27 protein-coding genes and 1 pseudogene are annotated in these 25,916 nt (G+C 41.4%); 21 read left to right on the top strand and 7 right to left on the bottom strand.

Going from position 1 to position 25,916, the window contains the following annotated elements; all coding sequences use genetic code 11:
- From WG8_RS08055 to WG8_RS08070, 4 genes are all read left to right on the top strand, one after another.
- Positions 1-238, top strand: a 238-nt coding sequence (locus WG8_RS08055; RefSeq protein WP_007429633.1) for an iron chelate uptake ABC transporter family permease subunit, incomplete at its 5' end; no start/stop codon positions are given.
- Between the two features lie 646 nt (positions 239-884).
- Positions 885-2,258 (top strand): helix-turn-helix domain-containing protein, encoded by a 1,374-nt coding sequence (locus WG8_RS08060; protein ID WP_007429634.1) that lies wholly within the window; start codon positions 885-887, stop codon positions 2,256-2,258.
- Positions 2,259-2,662: 404 nt separating this feature from the next.
- Positions 2,663-3,241, top strand: a complete 579-nt coding sequence (locus tag WG8_RS08065; RefSeq protein WP_232289080.1) for a hypothetical protein — start codon at positions 2,663-2,665, stop codon at positions 3,239-3,241.
- Positions 3,242-3,278: 37 nt separating this feature from the next.
- Positions 3,279-3,899 (top strand): hypothetical protein, encoded by a 621-nt coding sequence (locus tag WG8_RS08070; RefSeq protein ID WP_007429636.1) that lies wholly within the window; start codon positions 3,279-3,281, stop codon positions 3,897-3,899.
- Between the two features lie 51 nt (positions 3,900-3,950).
- On the opposite strand, the gene WG8_RS08075 is transcribed toward WG8_RS08070, so the two are convergent.
- Positions 3,951-4,397 carry a hypothetical protein gene (locus WG8_RS08075; protein ID WP_043890880.1) on the bottom strand — a complete coding sequence of 149 codons (447 nt, stop codon included), beginning with the start codon at positions 4,395-4,397 and terminating at the stop codon, positions 3,951-3,953.
- Between the two features lie 227 nt (positions 4,398-4,624).
- Here WG8_RS08075 and WG8_RS08080 point away from each other — a divergent pair, with 227 nt between their 5' ends.
- The 3 genes from WG8_RS08080 (at position 4,625) to WG8_RS08090 (ending at position 8,183) form a co-directional block, all read left to right on the top strand.
- The gene (locus WG8_RS08080) at positions 4,625-5,998 is read left to right on the top strand and encodes a helix-turn-helix domain-containing protein (protein ID WP_007429637.1); all 1,374 of its coding nucleotides are present in this window, start codon (positions 4,625-4,627) and stop codon (positions 5,996-5,998) included.
- Between the two features lie 184 nt (positions 5,999-6,182).
- Entirely contained in the window at positions 6,183-6,962 is a 780-nt protein-coding gene (locus WG8_RS08085; RefSeq protein WP_007429638.1) for a TetR/AcrR family transcriptional regulator, read from the top strand.
- Between the two features lie 57 nt (positions 6,963-7,019).
- The gene (locus WG8_RS08090) at positions 7,020-8,183 is read left to right on the top strand and encodes a glycosyltransferase (protein WP_043890881.1); all 1,164 of its coding nucleotides are present in this window, start codon (positions 7,020-7,022) and stop codon (positions 8,181-8,183) included.
- 1,371 nt (positions 8,184-9,554) lie between these two features.
- Here WG8_RS08090 and WG8_RS08095 read toward each other — a convergent pair.
- A complete protein-coding gene (locus tag WG8_RS08095) occupies positions 9,555-9,791 on the bottom strand; it encodes a helix-turn-helix domain-containing protein (protein WP_043890882.1) in 237 nt (78 codons plus the stop codon).
- Between the two features lie 184 nt (positions 9,792-9,975).
- Between WG8_RS08095 and WG8_RS26340 the strand changes: the two genes are divergently transcribed.
- The 7 genes and pseudogenes from WG8_RS26340 (at position 9,976) to WG8_RS08125 (ending at position 13,724) form a co-directional block, all read left to right on the top strand.
- A complete protein-coding gene (locus tag WG8_RS26340) occupies positions 9,976-10,626 on the top strand; it encodes a hypothetical protein (protein WP_007429640.1) in 651 nt (216 codons plus the stop codon).
- 43 nt (positions 10,627-10,669) lie between these two features.
- Entirely contained in the window at positions 10,670-10,804 is a 135-nt protein-coding gene (locus WG8_RS29310; protein ID WP_007429641.1) for a hypothetical protein, read from the top strand.
- Positions 10,805-11,036: 232 nt separating this feature from the next.
- Positions 11,037-11,672 carry a restriction endonuclease gene (locus tag WG8_RS08105; RefSeq protein ID WP_007429642.1) on the top strand — a complete coding sequence of 212 codons (636 nt, stop codon included), beginning with the start codon at positions 11,037-11,039 and terminating at the stop codon, positions 11,670-11,672.
- A gap of 45 nt (positions 11,673-11,717) precedes the next feature.
- Positions 11,718-12,386, top strand: coding sequence for a hypothetical protein (locus WG8_RS28190; RefSeq protein ID WP_052310853.1), 669 nt, complete (start codon positions 11,718-11,720; stop codon positions 12,384-12,386).
- Positions 12,387-12,621: 235 nt separating this feature from the next.
- Positions 12,622-12,930 (top strand): annotated as a pseudogene (locus tag WG8_RS08115) (zincin-like metallopeptidase toxin domain-containing protein); the annotation flags it as partial.
- On the top strand, positions 12,930-13,280 hold the full coding sequence (locus WG8_RS08120; RefSeq protein WP_007429643.1) for a hypothetical protein: 351 nt from the start codon (positions 12,930-12,932) through the stop codon (positions 13,278-13,280). The pseudogene WG8_RS08115 and the gene WG8_RS08120, both read left to right, overlap by 1 nt.
- Positions 13,281-13,421: 141 nt before the next feature.
- A complete protein-coding gene (locus WG8_RS08125) occupies positions 13,422-13,724 on the top strand; it encodes a YunC family protein (protein ID WP_007429644.1) in 303 nt (100 codons plus the stop codon).
- Between the two features lie 149 nt (positions 13,725-13,873).
- On the opposite strand, the gene mtnA is transcribed toward WG8_RS08125, so the two are convergent.
- Together mtnA and mtnK are read right to left on the bottom strand one after the other, a co-directional pair.
- Complete coding sequence (mtnA, locus tag WG8_RS08130) at positions 13,874-14,986, bottom strand: S-methyl-5-thioribose-1-phosphate isomerase (RefSeq protein WP_007429645.1); 1,113 nt, start codon at positions 14,984-14,986, stop codon at positions 13,874-13,876.
- 5 nt (positions 14,987-14,991) lie between these two features.
- The gene (mtnK, locus tag WG8_RS08135) at positions 14,992-16,215 is read right to left on the bottom strand and encodes an S-methyl-5-thioribose kinase (RefSeq protein ID WP_007429646.1); all 1,224 of its coding nucleotides are present in this window, start codon (positions 16,213-16,215) and stop codon (positions 14,992-14,994) included.
- 273 nt (positions 16,216-16,488) lie between these two features.
- Here mtnK and WG8_RS08140 point away from each other — a divergent pair, with 273 nt between their 5' ends.
- The 6 genes from WG8_RS08140 (at position 16,489) to sufB (ending at position 22,567) form a co-directional block, all read left to right on the top strand.
- On the top strand, positions 16,489-16,959 hold the full coding sequence (locus tag WG8_RS08140) for a Dps family protein (RefSeq protein WP_007429647.1): 471 nt from the start codon (positions 16,489-16,491) through the stop codon (positions 16,957-16,959).
- Positions 16,960-17,396: 437 nt separating this feature from the next.
- Entirely contained in the window at positions 17,397-18,179 is a 783-nt protein-coding gene (gene sufC / locus WG8_RS08145) for a Fe-S cluster assembly ATPase SufC (RefSeq protein ID WP_007429648.1), read from the top strand.
- A 23-nt stretch (positions 18,180-18,202) separates the two neighbouring features.
- Positions 18,203-19,507: a Fe-S cluster assembly protein SufD gene (gene sufD / locus WG8_RS08150; protein WP_007429649.1), complete on the top strand. Its 1,305-nt coding sequence runs from the start codon at positions 18,203-18,205 to the stop codon at positions 19,505-19,507.
- Complete coding sequence (locus WG8_RS08155) at positions 19,504-20,727, top strand: cysteine desulfurase (protein WP_007429650.1); 1,224 nt, start codon at positions 19,504-19,506, stop codon at positions 20,725-20,727. The genes sufD and WG8_RS08155 overlap by 4 nt, the downstream gene beginning before the upstream one ends.
- The gene (sufU, locus tag WG8_RS08160) at positions 20,717-21,139 is read left to right on the top strand and encodes a Fe-S cluster assembly sulfur transfer protein SufU (protein WP_007429651.1); all 423 of its coding nucleotides are present in this window, start codon (positions 20,717-20,719) and stop codon (positions 21,137-21,139) included. Before WG8_RS08155 ends, sufU begins: the two co-directional genes overlap by 11 nt.
- Before the next feature lie 30 nt (positions 21,140-21,169).
- Positions 21,170-22,567, top strand: coding sequence for a Fe-S cluster assembly protein SufB (gene sufB / locus WG8_RS08165; RefSeq protein WP_007429652.1), 1,398 nt, complete (start codon positions 21,170-21,172; stop codon positions 22,565-22,567).
- A gap of 205 nt (positions 22,568-22,772) precedes the next feature.
- Here the strand turns inward: sufB and WG8_RS08170 are convergent, their stop codons facing one another.
- Together WG8_RS08170 and WG8_RS08175 are read right to left on the bottom strand one after the other, a co-directional pair.
- A complete protein-coding gene (locus WG8_RS08170) occupies positions 22,773-23,204 on the bottom strand; it encodes a hypothetical protein (RefSeq protein WP_007429653.1) in 432 nt (143 codons plus the stop codon).
- A gap of 287 nt (positions 23,205-23,491) precedes the next feature.
- Entirely contained in the window at positions 23,492-23,845 is a 354-nt protein-coding gene (locus tag WG8_RS08175; RefSeq protein WP_007429654.1) for a hypothetical protein, read from the bottom strand.
- A gap of 234 nt (positions 23,846-24,079) precedes the next feature.
- Between WG8_RS08175 and WG8_RS08180 the strand changes: the two genes are divergently transcribed.
- Entirely contained in the window at positions 24,080-24,442 is a 363-nt protein-coding gene (locus tag WG8_RS08180) for a YmaF family protein (RefSeq protein WP_007429655.1), read from the top strand.
- Positions 24,443-24,619: 177 nt separating this feature from the next.
- On the opposite strand, the gene WG8_RS08185 is transcribed toward WG8_RS08180, so the two are convergent.
- The gene (locus WG8_RS08185) at positions 24,620-25,684 is read right to left on the bottom strand and encodes an HD-GYP domain-containing protein (RefSeq protein ID WP_007429656.1); all 1,065 of its coding nucleotides are present in this window, start codon (positions 25,682-25,684) and stop codon (positions 24,620-24,622) included.
- Positions 25,685-25,916: the final 232 nt, after the last annotated feature.

The following is a 25,916-nucleotide window of genomic DNA, read 5'->3' on the forward strand; positions in this document are numbered from 1 at the left end:
GATTGGCTTCATTGGATTGATTGCTCCGCATATCGTGCGCACGCTGATCGGGCACCATGTACGCCAATCCATTATTCTGTCAAGCATTTTGGGAGCGGTAATGCTGGTGCTGGCTGACACGATCGGACGGACGGTGCTTGCACCGACGGAGATTCCTTCCGGGCTGCTGATCGCCCTGATTGGCGCTCCATATTTCCTGTACTTGATGTATCGCTCCAATCAAAGTAAATCAGTGTAGTGAAGCTGTACATGATAAGGCTGTTCCCAAACGGATTTTCCGAGGGGGAGCAGCCTTTTTATGTATTGAGTGCAGTTGAAGTAAACGTGCGTTAAACTAGAGAGGGAAGATGGAGAAATATTCTACACGTTGAGCAAAAAAAATGATGTATGGGGTGATGCTGAATGCATTTAAATTGGACTTCAATCTTGATCACAATTGTAATCGTTGGCGTGATATTGACGTTGTTCATCTGGGGAGTAATTTCCTTGATTAAGCGTCTTCGGTGAACTCGAAGGATGCAGTCATCATTTTAAGAATGCATCAATTATTGGAGGAATCTGATAGTAAAATCACAGAAATGTTCCAGCTTGTTGAGGAGTATTTAAAAAGAGGGGAGAATAGTAGGCAATTAGTGACACATGCAATTCGAACTCTAGCAAGGGCACGTAGTGCAGTGACATGATTCGTATGTTTGAAAATTAATAGAGCAAATTTCTATGTAAACCCTACCAAAAGGGAGCTTAAGTAAGTATCTGAAAGGTATATGATAATGTTCCAGAAGATGGTACAATGGATTGCGGAAAGGCTATACAATCATCGGATTGCAATAGTCCTCTTTAAATGTTGATTATCCTAACAAGTTCCTGATAAGGGGTGGTTAAATTTGTCCAATACAACCACGATACTCACAGAGATAACGAAGCATATGAAAGATCATGATTTAATTCTAAGCGACCTAGCGAGAGAAGCAGGAATGAATCCGGGGACCATGAGTAGTGTTATTAATGGGAATCGTACTCTTTCAGTGGATCAGCTGGATCGAATTACGAAAGCGATGGGGCATCCTGTCGGCTATTACTACGAACGTTATGTGTCTGAATATTTAGCAGAGGCTAACCCGAATTGGCGTCGAATGAGTCCTTTCTTACATAATTGTGCAAAATTAAATAAATTGGACTGTATTCACGAAGTTGTAAATCTGTTGATGGATAAACTAGGCTATTCAGAATCCTTATTTGAGCTTGCGGAAGAACTATTTCATGAGAAGATGTACCAGGCGGCAGCCATACTTTATGAAAATGTAGCTGTAAGTGAGAAGAAACAATACTCAGAACGTTTGGCGATGTGTCAGTACCGCTTGTTCCAAACAAGGCAAGGAGACAACCAGGAGAAAAACTATGAAGCAGCAGTTCAATTTGAAATATATGTTGAACGGTTAGATGAGATAGATCAGCTAGAGGCGTTAAAGGATTTGGCGAATACATATCGTTCGTTACGTAAATGGGACAAAGTAGAATTATTCGCTAAAGCTCTAGGAAATAAGGCCAAAATTCAATATAATTTGGAGCAAAAAGGGTATCGTGTAAAAAAAGGAAATGCGAAGAAACCTAATTTTCCTTTGTTTGCGTATTGGGCATTCTCGCATTTACTTCGTGCACAAGCCTGTGATGAGAGAAAAGATTATGAGAAGGCACTTCAGCATATTAGAAAGTATACTGATTTAAGCTGGGTTACGGATACAGATGAAGAAACTTTGGAATGGAAAAACAAATATGAAGACTGGGCGGTAGTAAATACGTACGTAAATAAGCTTCTTTCTGGCGATAAGAGTGTTCTTCCCAATTACGTAGCTTATATCTCTTCAAGAAAAGACGAGGTTCTGCCCGCGCTTGATAATATCCTTGAGGCGGCTAACCGATATCAATTTGATGTAGATGATATTTTAAAGCAATTCGAGGCGAATATTTCATCCTATCTGGAAGAACAGAAGGTTGAGAGCTTTTATACTCAACGTTTTATAACAGAACGCTTTGTGCATTTTTCAAAAGAAATAGCAGTTTACTATTTGACCAAAGGAAGATTTTCTGATGGCTTTCAATTTTTATTAAACTGTTTGGAAAAATCTGCATCCACCAATAATAAATCGTATATAATTAAATGTATGAGGCTGTATGAGTTTTATCAGGAGTATGCACCATCTGAGACGAAGACAGCGTACAGAAATTTAATGCACGAGGTGGATAAAGATGAAACGTAAAATATTTCTGACCTTTTTAGCAAGCAGTTTTATGTTAGTAGCGATAGTGACTATGCCCTTATATTTTTATAATCAAGGGTCCAGCCATCAATCAACTCACCATGGCGAAATGTAATCATTTCGTTTAGAAATAAGATGATATAATTAGTGAAAGGGCAAGATGGTATGATCCGTCTGGTCCTTTTTTTATATCACCTGTTTTATTGTACATGCACCATAAGGCTGCTGCGGATACATAGAGTAAGTTTAGGAATAAAGAACCAAATTCATGTCGCATTGTGGAATATATTGTTTTTAATGTAGATAAAAAGAAAAATAATCGGTATATTGGTATAGGAATGATATTCCAGCGAAAAGTCTATTTCATCAGGATTGATTATAAGATTCCAAATTTCCTAAGAGGGGTGCTAACCTTGAAAAAACTATTGGCTTCCAAGACAAAATTTTTTTCTATGGTCGGAATATTATCTATTGCCGTGATTTCTATTAGTTCCATTTCTTTTGCTACTAGCTTTACCGGGGGAAGAAGCTCAGCCAATTTTAATGCATATTATGACTCCTCGGTTTCTAAAAATGGCTATACTGGTGCCTATGATACCGCACGTTCCGATTGGAACGCTGCGTCTGGATCAGTAAACATTGGTAAAACGACATCGACGAGTGGGAACCCAGACAGATATTATGTCGGTTCTACAGCCACTTCTGGTTTATTGGGATTGACAACTCCGTATAAAACATCTGGTGGTGTAGCGGGGGTAAGCGATAAATGGGCATATGCCACAGTGGTGATTTATCACAACCAGATGCAGGCTTATGGTATGAACTCCGTGCAAAAAACCTCCAACGCAACCCATGAGGTTGGCCATACGTTATCTCAAGCACATCCATCAACTTCTAGCAGCTCTGTTATGAAACAAGGTATCCAGTCTATCGGTGTTCAATCCTATGACAAGCAATCCTTAATTGCTAAGTGGGGAAACTAATTAGCGTAATAACTAATTTGGGAAAAGGGGTACTGTTATGACTTTTAATAAAAAAATAAAGTTGGGTATTTCTGTATTAGCGATAGGGGGATTCATTGCTTCAGGGAGTCTTTTTTTTACATCTACGAACGCTTCTCCAAAATTTTCAGAACTGAATACTCCCAAAATTTCGCTGGAAGCTTCTTATATTGATTATAAAACTGTAAGCGAATTGGACTCCAATGCAGAGCTTATTGTGATAGGGACTCCTTTGCAGGGGTTTGATGATCGACAACATATCGTTACAAGCTTTGATGATGGTACGATACAAGACTTTTATACACTTACGAATATAAAAATTGATAAAGTAATTAAATCACCCGAAGGCACAGCATTAAACGTAGAAGAACCTCTGTCTATCGTGGAACCGATTTCTTATATTGATGATGCCGGAGGCAAGAAAAAAATAGCCTATGAGGATTATAGTGAATTGAAGCAAAATGAAAAAAGTATTATTTTTCTCAAAAAAAATACACAAGGGCAGTATAGTGTAATCAATATGGATCTTGGCAAGTTTGCTATTGAACCCTCATCTCAATCTCCCAGTTCTTCGGTGGATAAACAAGACTCCAAAGAACAATTTAGAGAATCCGTGTTGGAGAAATATGGATTGAAATAAATTCGAAAAAAGACCTGTTTTTGAAAGAAATCAAAGAACAGGTCTTTTTAGTTAATTTTTAGTTTTCACGAGTAATTTTTTTATTGAATTTGTGGAGTTGACTGATAGCTTATATGCAGTATAGGGATCTTTCTTATTTATATACATAGCATTGCTGGTCGAATCGTTGGGGTTAATCCATAAATAATAAGACTCTTCAGTTTCATCCTTGTGGAAAGTAAGCTCGTAATTTGGAGAAGCTGTATTAACAATACCTGATATTTTTTCTGATGTATTCATTGCATTGATAAAAATCTTAGTGTCAGTTTTATCCTTGAATGTAGCAAGTACATCTTTTTTAGTCAGCTGTTGTAGAGTTGCGTCCTGTTGTAGTTTATAAACGATTAGCGTCTCCTGTTCCTTTGCGCTTTGAGCAATAACTTCTTTTTCTGCGATAGAGCTGTAAGTAGTTATTAACAACAGCACGATAGTCAAAAATAAGATTCTACTTTTCCGCATAATAAGAGCTACCCTCTTTCTGAATTTACCTATTTGCTTTATAGACGATCTATATTGGAAAAATGTTTCAGTTTGAAAAAAGGGAAGGGCCTATAGCCCCGAAAAGGTATCTAAAGTAAATAACTGAAAGGTATATAGCTTTGTTCCAAAAGATGGTACAATCATGGGTAATAAAATGATTTATTCAACTACATATGGCGAGTCTACGTTGAAAGGGTGGTTTATTCATGAAAATCACACTTACGATTAGAGCAGAATTGGAACAATATCTAAAACAAAAGGGCTTGAGCATGACCGAGTTTGGACACATCGTTGGTTTAAATGTAGGTACGGTTAGCAGTATTGTTACTGGAAATCGTGTTTTATCCGTTAACCAATTGGATCGCATAACTACCGGGATGGAATTACCGCCAGACTATCTTTATGAACGTTTCATTGAAGAATGTATTAAGGAAGAACCGCTGAACTGGCGAAGAATTAGTCCTTTTTTGTACCGATGCGTGGAGCTTGACCGACTTGATTGCTTGCAGCGCGTTGTATTTCTGCTGTTGGATAATCCTAAATATTTGCCATCGCTCTTTGAAGTTGCTGAAAATGTATACAAAGACGGTTACAATGAAGCAGCGGCGTTCCTGTACGAAAATGTAGCAGTAAGCGAGAAGAATCAACATTCGGATAATTTTGCAGTTTGCCAGTATCGATTGTTTACGATTCGTATTGGAGACGATCAAGAGAAAAACTATGATGCAGCTGTTCAATTTGAGCCTTACGTTGAACGGTTAGATGAGATAGATCAGTTAGAGGCGTTAAAAGATTTGGCGAATACATACCGCTCGTTGCGAAAATGGGACAAAGTAGAACTATTCGCTAAAGCTATGGGAGACAAGGCTAAAATTCAATACAAACTGGAGCAGCAGCGACACCATGTGAACAAAGACAATTCGAAGAAACCCAATTTTCCTTTGTTTGCTTATTGGGCATTCTCGCATTTACTTCGTACACAAGCTTGTGCCGAAAGAAAAGATTATGAACGCGCGTTTCATCATATTAAAAAATATACTGATTTAAGCTGGGTTAGAGACACAGATGAAGAAACTTTGAAATGGAAAAATAAGTATGAAGACTGGGCGATAGTAAACACGTACGTAAATAAGCTTCTTTCTGGAGATAAGAGTGTTCTTCCCGATTACGTAGCTTATATTTCTTCAAGAAAAGACGAGGTTCTTCCCGCGCTTGATAATATCCTTGAGGCGGCAAATCGGTATCATTTTGATGTAGATGTTATTTTAAAGCAATTTGAAGGAGAAATTGCCTCTTTTCTGGAGCAGAAAAAAGTGGAAGGGTTGTATACTCAACGCTTCACAACGGAGCGATATACTCATTTCTCAAGGGAATTGGCGATCTATCTTTTGCGTAAGGGGAGGTTTTCAGACGGCTTCACATTTTTGTTCAGTTGTTTGGAAAGGTCTGCTGAAGCTAATAACAAAATACAAGCCATCAGATGTATGAGGTTGTTTACACATTTTAAAGAACATGCATCTGCTCATACGAAGGCAGTCTACGGAAATCTGATTAAAGTGGTTAACGAAGATGAAGAGTAAGTTCAATTTATTATCATGAGGTTAGATGGAATTAGCCGTCTAGCCTTTTTAGTGTGTTTAACTAGAGAAATGGTTATATGTAGTAACTCGTGCCTATTGAATAACGAAAAAAAAAAGCGTTATAATGTGAATGAATAATAAATAACCATCCAGAAAATATTCATAATAAGAGGACATCATTCATATGAAGAACAACACTAAGGCAAAAATTAAAAAAGTCGCAGAGGAGCTGATTATAAAGAAGGGCTACAGGGATACGACCGTTCAGGATATTGCGACAAGCGCAAAAGTGGCTGTGGGGACAATTTACCGCTATTACAAAAGCAAGGATGACATCCTTATGGACATCGGCCGATTGGATTTGAAGGATGTTTCCTACTCTCAGGACATCCGGCGGAAGGAAATCATAGAGGCTGCTCTTAATGTTTTTGGGACAAAAGGGTACAGTCGTACAAACATTGAGGATATAACCAATGAAATAGGTATGTCCAAAGGAGCTATTTATCAATATTTCAAAAACAAAGAGGAACTGTTCATATCCACGATCAGAGAAACTTCACAGAAGCAGATGCTTTTTAAGCTCACAAAGCTGGAGCAAGAAACGGTAAGTATAGAGGAATTTCTAGTTGAAATTGGAATGGTGTTTTTATCTGTGTTCGAAGACCCGCGAAAAATCAAGCTCATGCGGATTATCATTGGAGAAACGCCCAACTTCCCGGAAATAGGGGAACTGTTTTACCATGAAGTCGTCGAAAAAGCCTCCGAGCAGATCGGCAAAATGTTAAAGCCCCATGTATCTAACGAGATAGATCCTGTCCTTTCGATTAGGCTGTTTATTGGTTCAATTTGGTCGTTTGTGATTTTCCAGGAGATGGTTCCCATGAAAGATAGAAAATATGAGAATGAAGCCATTATTCAACACGCTATACGTGTTTTTCAGCATGGCATCATACCAACAGCATAGCTCTAGCGTCCTGACATTGATGTGTATGTAACTCCAAGCCGATAAGGAGAGTGTGTTATGAAAGTTCTAATTTCACCCATGTCAGCTATGGTAGAAACAAAAGGACCTTTTTCAAGAACAACCTTATTAGCAAACGAATGTATCAAAAGAGGCCATGAAGTAGCATTATGCGCACCAGAAGATGCAAATTATCATAGTATTCATAAAGTGAAAAATTATTATGCGCCTGTTCCTTCACTCTTAGGGACACCTGTATTTATCGGCAAGAGTATGTTAAAAATATTTCAATCATTGGGAATTCAGCCCAAAAAGAAAGCTAACAGCTTTGAAGATGTTTTACATTTTATAGGAGCCATCAATAGACGATATTTTCTAAAAGATGTGTCTTCCATTAGAAAAGCAATTCAAGAATTTAAACCCGACGTTATGTATTCAGAATTTAGAATATCAGCTATTGTCGCCGCCCGGTTGGAAAAGGTGAAAATTGCCACGGGATTCAGTTATCCAGTTCAAAAAAGCTTTGCTTCCAACCCTGAATATAGCAAGGGCGTTAATAAGTACTTGAAAGACAATGGCTTAAATAAAGTGGAATCGGTTTTAGAAATCTTCGATTGGGCAGATGTAAAGATTATTCCGAGTTCTTATGAGTTGGAACCTGTGGGTGGGGAGGATATAGCTTTTGTGGGGCCTCTTTCCGCACCAGAGGGTACAGACGCTAAAACCGAAAAGAATAAAATCATAGCCTATATGGGGAATGGTGTGATTACTCCAAAGCAGGTTATAAAAGAGTTAACTAAAGCTTTTGAAGGATCTGACTATGAAGTATATATTGCATCAGAGCAAGTAAAACCCTTTGAGGAAAACAACATAATAGTCAACAAAAAATTTGATTTTAGCAAGCTTATGCCGGAAGCCAGAGTTTATATAAATCATGGTGGGCAAAATAGTATTATGACTGGCTTGATCTATGGAGTACCTCAAATCGTATGTCCTGGTGGTGTGTTTGAACGGCGGTACAACGCCTCTTCGGTAGCCAAGTTAAACGCAGGTGTATTGCTTGAAGCACATGATTTTAACTATGAAACAATAAGAAGAATCGTTGATGATTTTAATGAGAATCCCATATTTGCTAGCAGTGCTAATATAGCCGGAGAAAAGTTATTAAGTCTCGGAGGCGTAAGAAATGCCGTTCAGGTTATAGAAAATCTTGTATTGAAATGATTTAAGCTATAAGAATGCAGCAGTAACTACAATTATTGCATATCTCACAGTTGCTGGATTATTTTTAATTTTGTCGCATCAGTTCTTGGTCGATGGCCTTTTGAACTCTTCCCTTGTCCGTGCAGAATTTCTAACGTGAAGCGTTCAATGAAGCTAAGATGTGAATAGCTCATGGAGGATTCTACTGTGTGAATGCAGTTGTGATGACTCTATTTCTACACGAATCCTTCCATGGGCCATTTTTATGTGTTCCCAGCCGAGTGTGCATTTTATATTACTATTCGTCATACGAGTGCTGTACATAAATAAGCATACTCCCGTTATAATCTTTCAAAGCCAATCTTGGTATCAGACAATCAATTTATTTTTTTTCTTTATGTTTATAATTATACGCCCCATCATCTACTCCTTTAACAGGGGCTTGGCTATACTGAATAATTTTATCCTGCTCTTTTTTATAAAAATACCTTGCATTGGTTTCGTCCTTGAATATAACTTGTGTACTAACTAAGGGAGCTTTACCTATTTGAGTTTCAACTGAATAAATTTCAGATGGTTTGTATCCTTGAATTTTTACAAGATAGTTGAATACTTCGTTTTAGTATGACTTTTAGTGAAGCTACTAAGTATCCAAACGCTTGCAAATATAATTATTATAAAGATTACTACTCCATATTTTTTCATAACTATCCCCTTTGTTTATAGAATCTACTATGTTTATCCATACGGCCCCGGTATTTCAGAGAGTTTAGATTCTTATATTTCACGGTTTTCTAAAGGTAACACGTTTACAATCATGCATGCATATGGTGGAGGTGGTCTTTCCGAAGCCAAATGGGCAATGAACAATATAGGTAGGGTGCAAAATTATACTTTTAATCATACACTTAGTAATATTGCTGATAGTTATTGTTCCAAATTTGTTTGGCAGGTATATTATTTCGGAGCAGGGAACGACATTGCAAATCTTTATCAAACATCAATCGGTTTCGTATTACCATCTGATATTGCCAAGTATAACTCTACGGTTGGTAGCTTTCATAAAACTTACTAGATACTACTTCAATGTTAATGGTGTGAAAAAAGAAAGAAAGACCAATATAACATCGATTTTACCATCCAGTTGCCCCGTATTAAAGGTGACTGGATTTTTTGGTTGATGTGAATTAGGACATCCGAACGCCTAGAATGGGCTAAAGAACTTGAACAATTGGAGAGATTAAAGGCAAAGGAGATCAGAGGACTCGTATAGATAATGAAATCAACATTACACAAAATTTTGCGTACGAAGGAAGTAATAGACCTAATCAATAATGAAGAAGACCTCTAATTTATGGGGTCTTCTTTCGTGTTTAATTATTCGAATTAGGATTATTCAACACGCTTACGGATTTCAAATAAATCATTTGGAGTTATATCGAAATAAACACAGAGTTTTGTTATTAACGAAGCAGGTATACGTTTATTCTCCATATCTTTATTATGAATTAAATCCGTGATGGTAGTTCTTCTATGATCAATATCTTCAGAAAGCTTTAATGCAGACACATCATGTTTTTCAATTATTTCCCCTAGCTTGCAATATAAAATCCACTCATTATTATCCACTGAAAAAACCTCCACATATCTGATAAAGAATGATTGCACACTAAACGTTCAGTGTGATACAATGAAAATATAATTGAACGTTAAACGATCAATAAATTATTATCACTTAAACAAAGGAAGATGCAGTACTTTCTTTAGCTTTGTTATTGCCATTTTACCAATATCTCAAGGAGGAAGATACCCAGTGACCAAAAAAGCTAATAAGCAAGCCATTATAGACATTGTACGAATGAAGCAAGTATGGGAATCAGAAGAAGGAGCCGCTGAAAAAGAGCTGCACTATTACCACATTACCGATGCTCTCAATCGTAAATGGCAAACTATTGGCTCTACTGTCAGCGATGCCATAGGCGTATTCGAGCAAGGTAATGACGACAATTGGACTCGTATTATTGAGCCAGCACCGTACAATCCTGACTTGTCCACCAATGATCTAATCAATATGCTCAATATTTCCCCTGAAGCTTGGCGTATTCGTAATGACATGCAAATCATCTTGAACACTGTTGAACGCCGTAATACCTTCATTAGCTGTATAGTCAACGTGAATGGAGAAAGTACATTTCTTTTACTTCATCAAATGAAGGATGAATATTTACAGCATAATCAACTTTCAGATGAACAGTTTATGCAATTGTACGCCGTGAATCCTGTGGAAGCCTTGTCCATGTATTTCCTGGAAGCATTGGATGTCATCGCTTATTGGGAATGGGAAGCTGCTGGCGGTACATGTGAGAAGGCTATTCAATATAAAGCAGAGAAACCATTGCTACCTTTTATTCAGGCCATTGAACGTGCTGAGGACGAAGCGAGAGGAATTGTTTCAGGTTTCTAATGGTCACGTGATACAACTATAATTTCTAAAGGAGAAGATACATATGTCCACCAAGAAAGGAGCAATACGAATGTACAAAACTGGGAAACTGATGGACGGCAAACTATACCTTAAAACAATAGATGGTAACTGGATCAACCTCAAGATGTTGGCTCAAGCTGACAGAAAGGCCGTGTAAAATGAATTTGGACTAAATGTTATAAAGAGGAAGGCAAAATTAGAAGGAATGTGTATATAGGAGTCAGGGAGGGTTAAATTTAGCCACTTTGATATGTACCTAAGCGCCTAGTAATAGGCGTTTTTTTGTTGCCAAATTACTATACTTATCCAAATAATATGGGAAATTGTCCCTGCTTGTTGTATTATAATCAAGTGCGAAAAGGATTAAGAGCAGCTAAGGAGGAGCATTTTTGTCTATATTTGTGATAGTGAGTGTCATTGCTGTATTGATTGCTTTGGTGTTACTACGCTTATTTAAGAAGCCTAGAGTTCAGGAACCATATAAGGCAACACAGGATATTGACCCTTACAAAATCGGAATTAACGAAATAGACCGTATGGAAGATGGGAAGGACTTTGAAATGTATCTGTTCAGGCTGTTCCGTTGTTTGGGATATAGCGATACTTATAAGACGCAGGACACTAGAGATTATGGTGCAGACTTGGTATTTACAGATCGTGAGGGATACCGCAATGTCATTCAGGCCAAACGGTATGCAATCACCAACCTTGTTGGTTTGAGTGCGGTTCAGGAAGTGTATAGCTGTATGCGATTTTACAGAGCTAAGAAATCTATTGTCATTACTTCAAGCAAATACACTCCTCCATGTGAAAAGTTAGCCAGTTTTAATGGAGTGAAGTTGTTGGATCGAAACGATTTAATTAAAATGATTGAACTATTTAAGAGTCAGGAGCATGAAAAGGTAAAAGATATTATTGAAGCTGAACCTTACATGAGTTTGGATTCATGGGACGATTATAGGAATAACGATAAACTAATCCAAAAGGATCGTAAAGCTGAAAAGCTTATCGCTTCAGGTAACTAGATACTGAAGTAAAACGATGATTTTATCTCAAAAAGGGCTAATGATGTGAAAATTTCTCAGGTAGATAAGCGTGAGTGGTATGATAACTTATGGGTTCGATTACTTGTTTTATTTGCTTTTATTTTTATCGTAGATTTGGTCAGTAAAAAAGATAAGCCTGATGCTACTAAACCAGCTCAAACTGAGGTGAAGCAAGTAACTTCTAAAACTGAAGATATCCCCAAAGATGCTGAGGTGACAGCAGACCCTTTATCAACATTACCAGCAGATGAAACAGTGTTTAAAGAATATCTATCTTACGCTACTGAAAACCCATTTATAAAGAGTGTTTCAATTAAAGACAATAATGTCTTGATTTTATACTATGGCAGTTATTCAGATTATAAAGAAGATAAGCCTGATAGTTTGGTGAAGGACGAAGATTACAGTAATCACCTTGGGACAGAAAATGCAATTCAAAAAATATTAGTTGGTGAAAGTGCTAGGTTATTACGCCAGTTTCACGATTTAAATGCTGTCTCAATGATCTTGCCATTCGATGGGAAAACATATTCAATTGATGTGGATAGAAATAGCCTGAATAAATTCTTGGGATATAAAATTGAAAGCTTGAGTATAAAAGATGGGACTTGGAACGATAAATTTTCTGATCCATACATCTATGATAAATCCAATCGGCAGAAATTCTTTGACACATTCGTTAAAATTAATTAATTGTAAAGGCGTGGGTAACCCGTCTTTTTTGTTTTCAATTTATTGTATAATGAATGTTATAAGGTATCACAGAAGGAGCAACGATACATATGAATCTAAATCAGTTTCAACACAATGACCTACACGCTGAACAGTGGCATTAAAGGGTGAGGTTAGGCCATTTCCCAAAGGGCATGAATTAGATTTGAAATCCTGGGAAGAGATGCCTGTAAGTGGTTAGAGAAGGTTAACACCAGATGGACTGAAAATTATGAATGTTAGTGAAATGAAAGCTTTTAAAAAAGAAATGAATGAGATTGATGTAAAGGTTTTGATTGATAAAAAGGGGGCTATACTTCCTGAAAAGGCTGTAGGTGGCTTTAATCCTAGTACAGGACAGATTGTGTTACGGCCTGATGCTTCCTATTTAAGTGCGATTCACGAATCTTACCATGCAAAACACTTTGGAGAACTAGGAAAAGAAAAATATATGAAGCACAGAGATATTTATAAATTGAGAAACGGGCAGTTGCCTCTACCTGGTTGTAAAGGATATGAAGAATAGTGGACGAAAGAGCAAATACTAATTTAACAGCTAAGCAAGCTAGAAAAATTGCTCAGGATTATCAAGCGAAATATAAGCTATACGGTGTAATTCATGATGACACTGAGAAGTCCGTAAAATTCTACCCGGAATTCTACAGAGTTGAGGGTGCTGCTTGGTTAGTTTTGGCTGATATCACGCCAAAGAGTTATGAAGGTGATGATGAAATTACTTTTGTTGTTTCGGATAGGGATGGGATCGTTGATCATGTATTAGATCATAATGGACTTCCTCAGCGTTATCATGTATCTAGCAGTAGAGATTATACAGATGAAGAGTTCGGAGCTATTTTTAAGGATGAAGATAATTAAGTTGCTTACAATTTGTCACATGTGTGCTGTACATAAATAAGCCTCTAAATATTTTATGGGGTATCCACGGACGTCCACACCCACCCGTAAATGATGCATAAAATATCCCGGATAAACAAAGAGGAGGTGCATGTAATAACCATGATTCACATGGAACCCGTACAAGTGGGTGAGCATACATTTATCGGAGTCGAGGTCAAACTGCCTAAAACAACGCTGTTGACGATCTCCAACTCCCGTGGTTACATCATGTGTGGTGCACTGGATGTTGGATTGCTCAATGAGCGGCTGGCGGATCGGAAAATTCTTGCTGCACGGGCTGTGGGGGTTAAAACACTGGAGCAATTGCTGGAAGCTCCGATGGAATCGGTGACAACGGAAGCGGAGCAGTTGGGGATCAAGCCAGGTATGCCAGGATACGAAGCACTTTTGAAACTAGTCTAAATAAAGTTAATATACTATGCCGCACAAAAGAAGAGGAGTAAGAAACGAATAAACCGGAGCTTATTGGCTCCGGTCTTTTTGATGAGGAATCCCTATATCACTAAAGCAATTTTAGCCCTTATACGAGCTGTTTGATCTGCAAGAACAGATTAATCCGCAAACAAAGCGGTCAGACTGTCGTTAAAGGGAGCTTGGACAATCCCTTTTTCGGTAATGATGGCGGTAATGTACTCATGAGGGGTAATGTCGAAAGCCGGGTTGTAGACTTTGATGCCCTGTGGGGCTGTCCTTTTGCCAAAGCTTTCCGTAACCTCCTCCGCAGAACGTTCCTCAATGGGGATATCTGCGCCTGTTGCGGTCTGCAAATCAATTGTAGACAGCGGCGAAGCTACATAAAAAGGAATGCCATGCGCCTTTGCCAGCACAGCCAGGCTATAGGTGCCGATTTTGTTGGCCACATCGCCGTTAGCGGCCACTCGGTCCGTGCCGACAATGACGGCCTGTACCCATCCTTTGGACATCACCATGCCCGCCATATTGTCACAGAGCAGCGTTACGTCAATGCCTGCCTGCTGAAGCTCGAAAGCGGTCAGGCGCGCACCCTGCAACACAGGGCGGGTTTCGTCGGCAAATACTTTCAGATGGATGCCATTCTCCTGCGCAAGGTACATGGGCGCGAGCGCTGTTCCGTATTTTGCTGTTGCCAATCCGCCAGCATTGCAGTGAGTGAGTACGCCCATTCCGTCCTTGAACAAAGGTAAAGCATGGATGCCGATCTGGCGGCATACTTCCTCATCCTCTGCCTGAATGGCTATCGCTTCACGCTCCAGCCCGGCATTCCAGTCCTCGACCAGGCCTCCACCAGCTTCAGCGATAAGTTCCCCGGCCCGTTTCTTCATGCGGTCCAATGCCCAGAACAGATTCACGGCAGTTGGTCGTGATGTAGCCAAATGCTTGCACACACCGTGTACATGCTCCAGCCATCCGGCAGCGTCTTCGTTGCTGTAGGCGGAAGCTCCCAGTACTACGCCGTAGGCCGCAGCCATGCCGATGGCAGGCGCACCGCGTACCTTCATCGTATGAATGCCATCCCACACTTCCTCGTCTGTGAACAAATCCAGCATGACAATCGTTTCGGGCAGCAGACGCTGATCCAGCATGGACAAGCGGTCGCCATTCCACACCAGCGAAGACAGAGCCTGACCGCTGGATACTTCGGCTTCAGCAGAGGTTACGGGGGTGGATTGTTTCTTTTCACTCATATCCATTAAGCTCCTTTATTTTGGGCAGCCGTTGCTGTCCGAACAATGTCTCCCAGTTCCTGAATCGAATGCAGCTTACGATTGCGCAGAACTAGGTTTTTTCCGATAGATAACGCCAGACGTTCAGCGGCTTCCTTGAGGTCAGGATCGGCAATTGTATCGATATCCGCTACATGCGACAGGCTGATGATACGGCGAATCACTTTGCAGCCTGCAAAGCCAACCGTATCTTGCAGCACTTTTTGAAGATACAAATCCTGGTATCCGGTCGTACGTGCCATAGGGTCGGTGACATGCTCGTCCCAAAGCTTGCGGAATCTGCCTTCAAACTGCTCCCACACCTGAATCGCTGTCTGCAAAAGCCAGTCACGGCGTTCCTGTACAGCCGTCTCCCCAGAAATCCAGCCGGGCTGGGCTGCGTAGTTCAATAGCAGATTGGCAATTACCGCTCCGATATCAAAGCCCATCGGCCCGTAGTAGGCAAATTCGGGATCAATGACTTTGGTAGACTCTATTGTTACAAAAATACTGCCAGTGTGAAGATCGCCGTGCAGCAGCGCTTCTGTCCGTGTCAGAAACTTTTCCCGCAGCAAAGCCACTTCCAGATGAAGGGCCTGATCTGTCCGGAGTACCTCTGCTTCGTCTTCAATATACTCACCGTAGTTGTTATTATCCGAGAATCGATATGGTTCATCCAGAATAAGATCCTCCGTTATTTTACAGAGCTCCGGGTTAATAAAGCGTTTAACCAGGTCTTTTTTAGCCTGCTGATTCATGCCCAAATCGGAAGTGAAAAAGAGCGTGCGCGCCAGAAACTCTCCGATATGATCGGCAAAATGGGGATAGGTATTTCCTTCTATTAATCCCTTGCGCATGATGGTGTGTGAGCTAAGATCCTCCATCACGGTCAACGCAAGCTCGTCGTCAAAGGCCAGTATGGCAGGAACCAGTTCAGGGCAAATTTGATGTTCCTGCTGAAGTGCCTCGCGTTCAATGCGAGCACGATCCAGCGACAGCGGCCAGGATTCACCTATAATCTTCACATAGGGAAGTGCCTGTTTGGCAATGATACTCTTGTCAGATTCAGAATCCGTAATATGAAAAACCAGATTCAGGTTGCCATCACCGATTTCTCGGCATTCCAGACGGGCTTCCTGACTAAAAAATCCGGGGATGTTCTTCACGAACTCGATTGCTTCTTCTGTCGTTAAAGGATGATATTGGGACAACGAAGTCACCTCCATAAATTGTGCGCGGTAAAATACGAAAAATATTACAATATTAAACCAAGTATTTTGATAGGTTAGAGAAAGTATAACGAAAATCAGTGAAGTTTTGTACATTTTTTTTCTTGGTTTCATCGCCATGCAGAAAGGGTAATGAATAAGCAGACGTCCGGTAGGTGATCATCATGATGCCGCTAGAGTCTCCTCGTCAGCATGACGATGGATAAAGGGTAGTCGTTTATGAATGTCAATTTAATAAAAAGGAAGGGATTTATGATGGCTAAAACAACAAGTAACTCGAAAAATACACAAACCAATTCGGTGGAGGAGCTTTTAAACCGTCAAGTCGCTAACCTGAATGTGTTATATGTGAAAATTCATAATTACCACTGGTATGTGAAAGGCTCCAGTTTTTATACACTGCATGCTAAATTTGAAGAGTTGTACAATGAAATTACGTTGAAGATGGACGAGATCGCCGAGCGGCTGCTCGCATTGAAAGGTTCACCTTCCGCAACGCTAAAGGAATACCTGGAACTGTCCTCCATTCACGAGGCAACCGGCAATGAAGATGCTCCCAAAATGGTACAAACCTTAATTGAGGACTTTGCTACCGTATGTGAAGAGTTTCAAGAAGGGATTGAGCTGGCAGAAAGCTCTTCCGATCAACCTACCGCAGATTTGCTGATCGGCTACAAAGCCGATTTGGAGAAGCATATGTGGATGCTGCGTTCCTATCTGGGCTAAATCAGAAGGAATTTCGGTTAAATGTGAATTCGGGCAGTTTAATAGCACCCATACAGATGATGGGCATTCTGTAATAAACCCTTTACATGTAAAACGCTACTGACGTTCTGCTGTCAGTAGCGTTTTTATGGCTAAAAAAGAATCTTTCACCTCAAGTTAGCACAAATGTAAGTTTATAATGTTCTGGAGGATGCATTTGGCTATTTGTGTGCTAGATAGGATGAACATTTTATGAAGAAAGGCGAATAACGCGTGTCTGTTGCTTGCACCATCAAAGATATTTATTATAAAATAACTTGAGAATCATTGAGAATCAGTTTAGAATGATTATAAATAAAATTTTAACTATTGCTTCGCTTGAAATCAGGGGGCTCCCCTGTTTAAATATACTTTCTGATTTCGACACCACACTACAATTTTTGGAGGGTATTCCGAATATGGCTACAAACTTTAAGATTGAAGGTCTCAAAGCGACCATTGAAGGTAAGGAAATTTTGAAAGGTATTAACCTTGAAATGAAGGGTGGAGAAATCCACGCTATTATGGGTCCTAACGGAACAGGTAAAAGTACATTGGCTTCCGCTTTGATGGGTCATCCTAAATATGAAGTCACAGAGGGCAACGTAACCTTGGATGGTGAAGACGTGCTGGACATGGAAGTGGATGAGCGCGCACGCGCGGGATTGTTCCTGGCGATGCAGTATCCGAGTGAAATTGCAGGGGTAACAAACTCTGACTTTTTGCGTAGTGCCATTAATGCACGCCGTGAAGAAGGACAAGAAATTTCCCTGATCAAGTTTATCCGTCAAATGGAAAGCAAAATGAAGGAGCTTGAAATGAATCCGGAGTTTGCTCATCGTTATTTGAACGAAGGCTTTTCCGGTGGTGAGAAAAAACGGAATGAAATTCTGCAAATGATGATGATTGATCCGAAAATTGTCATTCTTGATGAAATCGACTCCGGTCTGGATATCGATGCTTTGAGAATCGTGGCTAACGGCGTGAACGCTATGCGTTCTGAAGATCGTGGCTTCCTCGTGATTACTCACTATCAACGTCTGTTGAACTATATTAAGCCTGATTATGTTCATGTAATGATGCAAGGACGTATCGTTAAATCCGGTGGTCCTGAGCTGGCTGAGCGTCTGGAAGCGGACGGTTACGACTGGATCAAGGAAGAGCTGGGCATCGTTGATGAAACTGTAGGACAAGAGGCGTAAGCCGGAAGCGAGGAGGAAAACTGATGAGTACACAAACAATCCTTCCGGTAGATTCCGAGCAACTGCGTGTTCTGTCTGAACGTAACGGCGAGCCATCCTGGCTGATCGAAGACAGACAAAAAGCACTTGAGCTTGCAGGCAAACTGGAGCTTCCGGTATTTGAAAAAACCAAAATCGAGCGTTGGAATTTGAACGATTACGGTCAACATAAAAACAGTGAGGCCATTGCATCGCTGGGGCAGGTTCCCGCAGCAATTGCTGATCTGGTTAAAGAACAGCAGGAGGGCGGTCTGATCATTCAGCGCAACTCCGGTGCTGTATACGTAAAGCTGAACGAGGAACTGGCAGCGCAAGGTGTCATTTTCACGGATTTGCAAACAGCGGTTAAGGAACATGGCGATTTGGTTAAAGCCCACCTGAATACAGTGGTTAAGGCTGAGGAAAATTCATTGTCTGCATTGCATGCAGCACTTTGGAACGGTGGAGTATTTGCTTATGTGCCGAAAAATGTAGAGCTGAACGTTCCGCTTCAGGCTGTTTTCCTGACGGATGATGCGGCAGCGACGTTTGCGCCGCATGTACTGCTCATTGCTGAAAGCCATAGCTCTGTAACCTACGTAGACAATTATGTATCTGCGGATTTGACGACGCCTGTTATTCATAACGGTGCAGTAGAAGTGGTTGCGAATGCGGGAGCCAAAGTTCGTTATGCGACGGTTCACCAGCTAGGGGAGCAAGTAACGGATATTTCTATTCGTCGTGCTACTTTGGGCAATGATGCCGCCATCGAATGGATTGTAGGCGAAATGAACAACGGCAACACAGCCAGCAATACGATGTCTGTACTCAAAGGCAATGGCTCCAACTCGGATGCCAAGGTCATTGCCGTAGGTTCCGGCTCACAAAAGCTGAACTATACGACACAAGCACAGCATTTTGGTAAAAATTCCGCCAGTCAGATGATTACACGCGCAGTAATGCGTGAAGAAGCGTCTTCCATTATTAACGGAATTACAAAAATCGAAAAAGGGGCTACGAAAGCAGACGGTCAGCAAACAGAACGTGTTCTGATGCTTAGCCCGAAAGCGCGTGGTGACGCTAACCCGATCCTGTTGATTGATGAAGATGATGTGACGGCAGGTCACGCAGCATCGGTCGGTCAGGTTAACCGTGAGCAAGTGTATTACTTGATGTCCCGCGGGATTAGTCGTGCAGAAGCCGAACGTCTGATTATTTATGGCTTCCTGGCACCTGTCGTATCTGAAATTCCGCTCGAAGGACTTCAACAGCAGCTGCAAAGCCTTGTTGAAAGGAAGTTGGGCCAATGAATACTGCATTGATCCGTGAACAATTCCCGATTTTACATCAGGAGATTAACGGTCATCCGCTGGTTTATTTGGATAATGCGGCCACTTCGCAAAAGCCATTGGCGGTCATCGAGGCGATCAAGCACTACTACGAATATGACAATTCGAATGTTCACCGCGGTGTGCATACGCTGGGCAGCCGTGCTACGGATGCTTATGAAGGTGCACGTGAGAAGGTAGCCCGTTTTCTGAATGCGAAGCGCAGCCAGGAAATTATTTTCACAAGAGGAACAACAACAGCACTGAATCTGGTGGCTTCTTCCTATGGCAGGGCCAACTGCCAGGCGGGTGATGAAATTGTGATCACGCCGATGGAGCATCACAGCAATCTGATTCCGTGGCAGCAGGTAGCCAAAGCCACAGGTGCGACTTTAAAATATATTCCGCTTCAAGAGGATGGTAGCGTTGATCTTGCTGACGTGGAAAATACCATTACAGAAAATACCAAAATTGTAGCGATTGCGCATGTTTCCAATGTGCTTGGCGTTGTAAATCCTGTTAAAGAGATTGCAGCGATTGCGCATCGCAAAGACGCGATTATCGTTGTTGATGGTGCGCAAAGCGTGCCACACATGAAAGTAGACGTGCAAGACATAGATGCTGACTTCTATGCTTTCTCGGGTCACAAAATGTGTGCTCCTACAGGAATTGGGGCGCTGTACGGCAAGAAGGCGCTGTTGGAAAACATGGAGCCCATTGAGTTCGGCGGGGAAATGATCGACGATGTGGGATTGTATGAATCCACATGGAAGGAGCTGCCTTGGAAATTCGAAGGTGGAACCCCGATTATTGCCGGAGCTGTCGGCTTGGGGGCAGCTATTGATTTTCTGGAAAGCATCGGTCTGGACGCAATCGCACAGCATGAAAGCCGTCTGGTCAACTATGCTCTCGGGCGTCTTCGTGAAGTGGATGGCCTGAAAATTTACGGGCCAGCAGAACGTCATGTGGGACTCGTAACATTCAATTTGGATGATGTGCATCCGCATGATGTAGCTACCGTACTGGATAGCAAAGGGGTAGCGGTACGTGCAGGCCATCATTGCTGCCAGCCATTGATGCGCTGGCTGAAAGCTAGTGCAACCGCACGAGCGAGCTTTTACCTTTATAATACGGAAGCAGATGTCGACGCTTTGGTCAGCGCCTTAATCCAAACAAAGGAGTATTTTGGCGATGCAACTTGATGACTTGTACCGACGCGTAATTATGGATCATTATAAAAATCCGCGGAATCGCGGTCGTTTTGAGGATGATGCGGTCACGGTGGATTTGAATAATCCTACGTGTGGTGACCGGATTTCCCTTCAGCTTAAAACGAAAGACGGCGTGGTCGAAGATGCTCGTTTTACAGGCGAAGGCTGCTCGATTAGCATGTCCTCTGCTTCGATGATGACGGAAGCGGTCAAAGGAAAAACGATTGAGCAGGCACTGGATATGGCGAGCCGCTTCTCTTCCCTGATGCAGGGGGAAGCCGTTGAATTCGACGATTACGAAGAACTGGAAGCTTTGTCAGGCGTTAACAAGTTCCCGGCTCGCATTAAATGTGCGACACTGGCTTGGAACGCGCTGCGCAAAGGAATCGATGAAGATAAATAATTTAACTAGGATAGAGGAGGTTTGAGAAACATGGCCAAGAAAGCACCGGAAATGGAAGAGTATAAATATGGCTTTCGTGACGAGCACAAATCCATTTTCCAAACAGGTAAGGGTCTCACTCCGGAAATTGTAAAAGAAATCTCCAAAATTAAAGGTGAACCGGATTGGATGTTGGAATTCCGTCTGAAAGCATTGAAGCAGTTTGAAAAAATGCCAATGCCAACCTGGGGCGGGGATATGGATGAGCTGGATTTCGATGATATCCAGTACTATGTAAGACCTTCCGAAAAACAAGGGAAAACGTGGGAAGAGGTTCCTACAGAAATTAAGGAAACCTTTGATAAACTGGGGATTCCTGAAGCGGAGCAAAAGTTTTTGGCTGGTGTATCTGCACAGTATGAATCCGAGGTTGTCTACCATAGCATGCAAAAGGATCTGGAAGAGCAGGGTGTTATTTTCATGGACACTGATACGGCGCTGCGTGAGCATCCTGAAATTCTGAAAGAGTACTTTGCAACGGTTGTGCCTCCTGCGGACAATAAGTTTGCAGCACTAAACAGTGCGGTATGGTCAGGCGGCAGCTTTATCTACGTACCCAAAGGTGTAAAATGTGAGGTTCCATTGCAGGCATACTTCCGCATTAACTCGGAAAACATGGGTCAATTTGAGCGTACGCTTATTATTGCTGACGAAGACAGCTTTGTGCATTATGTAGAAGGCTGTACGGCTCCGATTTACAGCACGAACTCGCTGCATAGTGCCGTGGTGGAAATTATTTGTAAGAAGAACGCGCGCGTTCGTTACACAACGATTCAGAACTGGGCACCAAACATCTACAACCTGGTAACTAAACGTGCGGTTGCAGAAGAAAATGCAACGATGGAATGGGTCGATGGCAACATCGGTTCCAAGCTGACGATGAAGTATCCAGCCGTTGTACTGAAAGGCCGCGGAGCCAAAGGTATGGTCTTGTCTATCGCAGTTGCAGGCAAAGGCCAGCATCAGGATGCAGGGGCAAAAATGATCCACTTGGCGCCAGATACTACATCGACCATTGTATCCAAGTCGATCAGTAAGCATGGCGGTAAAGTTACGTATCGCGGATTGGCTTCCTTCGGTCGTCAGGCTCAAGGTGCAAAATCGAATATCAAGTGCGATACGTTGATTTTGGATAATCAGTCGACTTCCGATACGATTCCTTATAATGAAATCATGAACGACGATATTACGCTTGAGCACGAGGCAACGGTTTCCAAAGTTTCAGAAGATCAGCTGTTCTATCTGATGAGCCGTGGTCTGACCGAAGCAGAAGCGACACAAATGATCGTTATGGGCTTTATCGAGCCGTTCACCAAAGAGCTGCCGATGGAGTATGCGGTGGAAATGAACCGTTTGATCAAGTTCGAGATGGAAGGGTCTATTGGATAACAAAGAAAAAACCTTTGTATATCAAGGTTTTAAGGATTGTTATAAATTGCAAAATTGTCGGCTTGCCGATTTGATTTTATCTTTTAGTGTAGGAGGCGAACTTTGGAAGTTCGTCTTCTTCACCTTCATTCTGCGAAATTCCTAATATTAGGATAAATGTGGGTGTTTCTTCGAAAAAAGCAAACTTAAATAAATAGGAATTGGGTTAAAAGATTTTAGTCATACTTGCTCGCCAAGGAATGACTGCCGTTGTTCCATTCGAATATAAGGACCCATCAAATCGATATACAATTAGACCGGGCCGTCCGGGTACAGGGATATTAACTACTTCACGCGTTAGATAACCAATAAGTTGATGATCTTCCCAAAGAAGTCTTATAACAGGAAAAAGACCGCCACCCTCACCTGGTACACCTTGCCTAAAGTTACTAACTGGTCCTAACGGAATCTCATTCAGCGAACCAGTAAGCAGACCTATAGAATTGTCCTCGACTCCGCCTTCTGTCATTTCATTCAACCTCAGAACACCCGGTAAAACAATGTTACCAACGATGAACTCTGATCTCCAAATACTTGGAATAGGCAGTTGAATATTATCCCGAGTTTCATTAATAAACGAATTATTATGATTATTCACATTAATTTCTCCTTAACTTCGTATTATACCTAACTTATACTTAGACGCTTGGAAGAGTTCTGATTTTTGATAAACAACAGTAAAAGTGTTATCCGAGATTAGTCCATTGTTTCTTCTTGCGTTGCTGAGTTTGAACCAAATAAAATTCAGCTTTCTTATTATTGGATATATCGTTCATAAGGAGTAAGGAACGTTTTCAATTTGCACAGACATGGCAGGATGTCAAGTCGAACGTTTCGCCATCACTTTACATACTGATCCCTAGAACTATGATACAAAACGCTTGGCTATCGAGAGGGTTGATCGGTGCTGTGAAGCCTATTGGTACCGGTTGCCCATGCTGCTTTTGTACCATAAATAACTACATTACCATCGTCCTGTACAACAAGAAATGCATTGCCCCAGCCGTTCGTACCTGTAGCCCATATAGGATTTGGATATCCGTAAATGACAAAATTACCGTCTGTTTGCATGACTGCATAGTTAACTGCTCTACCGTTAGTTTTACTACTCCATAGAGCTATTCCTCGACTGTATAATACAAGATTGCCATCCTCTTGAAGAATAAGTGTGTATGCCCCATTTGCCGATTGCAGACTCTGTCCTTTTAGAAGCATCTGTCCGGGTAATAGTCTGTCCATATTCCCACTCCTTAACATAATATAGATTACCTTATGCTTTACCTAAAAAAACGTGATCTGAGACCATAAGAGCGTATTCCAAAATAATATAGTTAAGTGAAGATGGGCACCGGAGAGGGGAGAAGATGGGGAGGTAAAATTATTGTTAGAACTGCGGATAGTTGCCTAGCACTTATAGATGTTTGCTTAATAGGATGTTGTGAGTGACATAAATATAAGGAGGCATACCAACGGATGCAGAAGAATAAAGCTGGTGTGAAGAAGAAAACCCTCTCTTCTAAACAGACACAGAGACACGTACATGAATTTGAAGGCAGTACCAAACTGGCTGAGGAAGGCGCAGACCGGCATAACCATCGCTTTGCAGGTGTAACGGGGCAAGCGATTCGACAAGGAAGAAGCCATATCCATGAAATTGAACTTACGAATACTGATTTCTTGAACCATTTTCATAATCTGAGAAGGATTAGAACAGGACCCGCTATTCCAGTCGGAAATGGCAAGCATGTACATTTTGTTACAGGCCAAACTACATTAAATGATGGTCATGTACACCAATTTAATTTTGCAACATTGATTCAGCAACCTCTTGTTTAATACGTTCTAGAGATGGCTTGCAAAGGATATTGAGTTGCATTTATCTATAGCATAAAAAGAGGCTGTCCTTCGTAGGAAGAACCTACGGATCAAGGACAGCCTCTTTTTATTCGCGTAGCCTGTGCTTTCGGTAAAGCATTCCGTTCTACCGAAGTAATGCCGGACAGCAGTTGCAGATCAGGATTCCAGATAAATTTCATCAATGGATACATGGCGTTCTCTGGACAAATCTACATACTCATTATCGCCAATCTTCACCAAAGGTCTAAAGTAGTCAATTGGATTATTCAGAATAATCGTTCCTGTCTGACCTGTGGTTAGAAGTACCTGCTTATTAATAAAATTCGGAAGCATATGTCGGATGAAGACCTGGGTAGCTTCGGGATTCAGATGTCCAAAGCTCATGCTATGCATCTGGCGTAACACAGCGAGCAACTCTTGCTTCGTCTGATACACACGATTGGAAATCATAGCGCTATACACGTCGGCAATAGCTGTTATGCTGGCGAAAGGATGAATCTCTTCCTTAAAGAGTCCATGCGGATATCCGCTTCCATCCTCGCGCTCGTGATGCTGCAAGGCGACGATAGCTGAAATCTCATCACCGGTCGAATTGTTAATAATATCAAAGCCATAGCGGGGATGCTTTTTCATTTCCTGAAATTCCTCAGGCGTTAGTTTATCAGGCTTATTCAATATTTCATCCGGTATCATGGACTTGCCTATATCGTGCAAATATCCGGCTTTACCCGCGGCATAAGCCTCTTCCTCTGTATATCCTAGCCATGTGGCAATGTAATATGAGAGTACGCCTACTTGGAGAGAATGATTATACGTATACTGATCTCCCCGTTCCATAATTAACAGCATAGATACGACATCTTTTTGATGAGCCAGTTCTGAAACAAGGGGGCCGAATAGCTCATCAACTCGAGATTCATCAAATTTGCCAGTTGCGGAAGCTTCGAGAAACATGCTCTCAAAGCCATTGATGCTCTGCTCCATGAGGGGGACGGCGCGTTTGAGGGATTCGGGGGAAGCTGGAACATCGGGGGCAAAGTCAACCGGAATGCTCGCAGAACCAGCATCAATGTCAATATAATCGACACCATGCATGATAAGCTTGGAGATATCTTCATGCTGAAGCTCGGTGCCCTGAACTAAGACAGGTACACCGTGCCCATTGTATGTATCGGACTTGAGACGATCTCCGGGCTTGGCATCGGTAACGTGAACTCTCATGTGCTAACCTCCTTATTGTCGTAAATGTGTCAAAAATACGAAACACCCCTAATATATCAAGAATTATATGGGATGACAACGACTAATTTACTATTATTCCGAGTTGTAAAATAGGTACGAAGAACCCTCTAGATGCATGCGGAAGGTAATGTTAATGCTTTTCACTGGGTCTATGACTTGAGCCTGTAGTAAGCTGAATTGTAGGTGAGGCTCCACCCACTCATATGTACCA

It is taken from the genome of Paenibacillus sp. Aloe-11 (assembly GCF_000245715.1).
Classification (GTDB): Bacteria; Bacillota; Bacilli; order Paenibacillales; family Paenibacillaceae; genus Paenibacillus; species Paenibacillus kribbensis.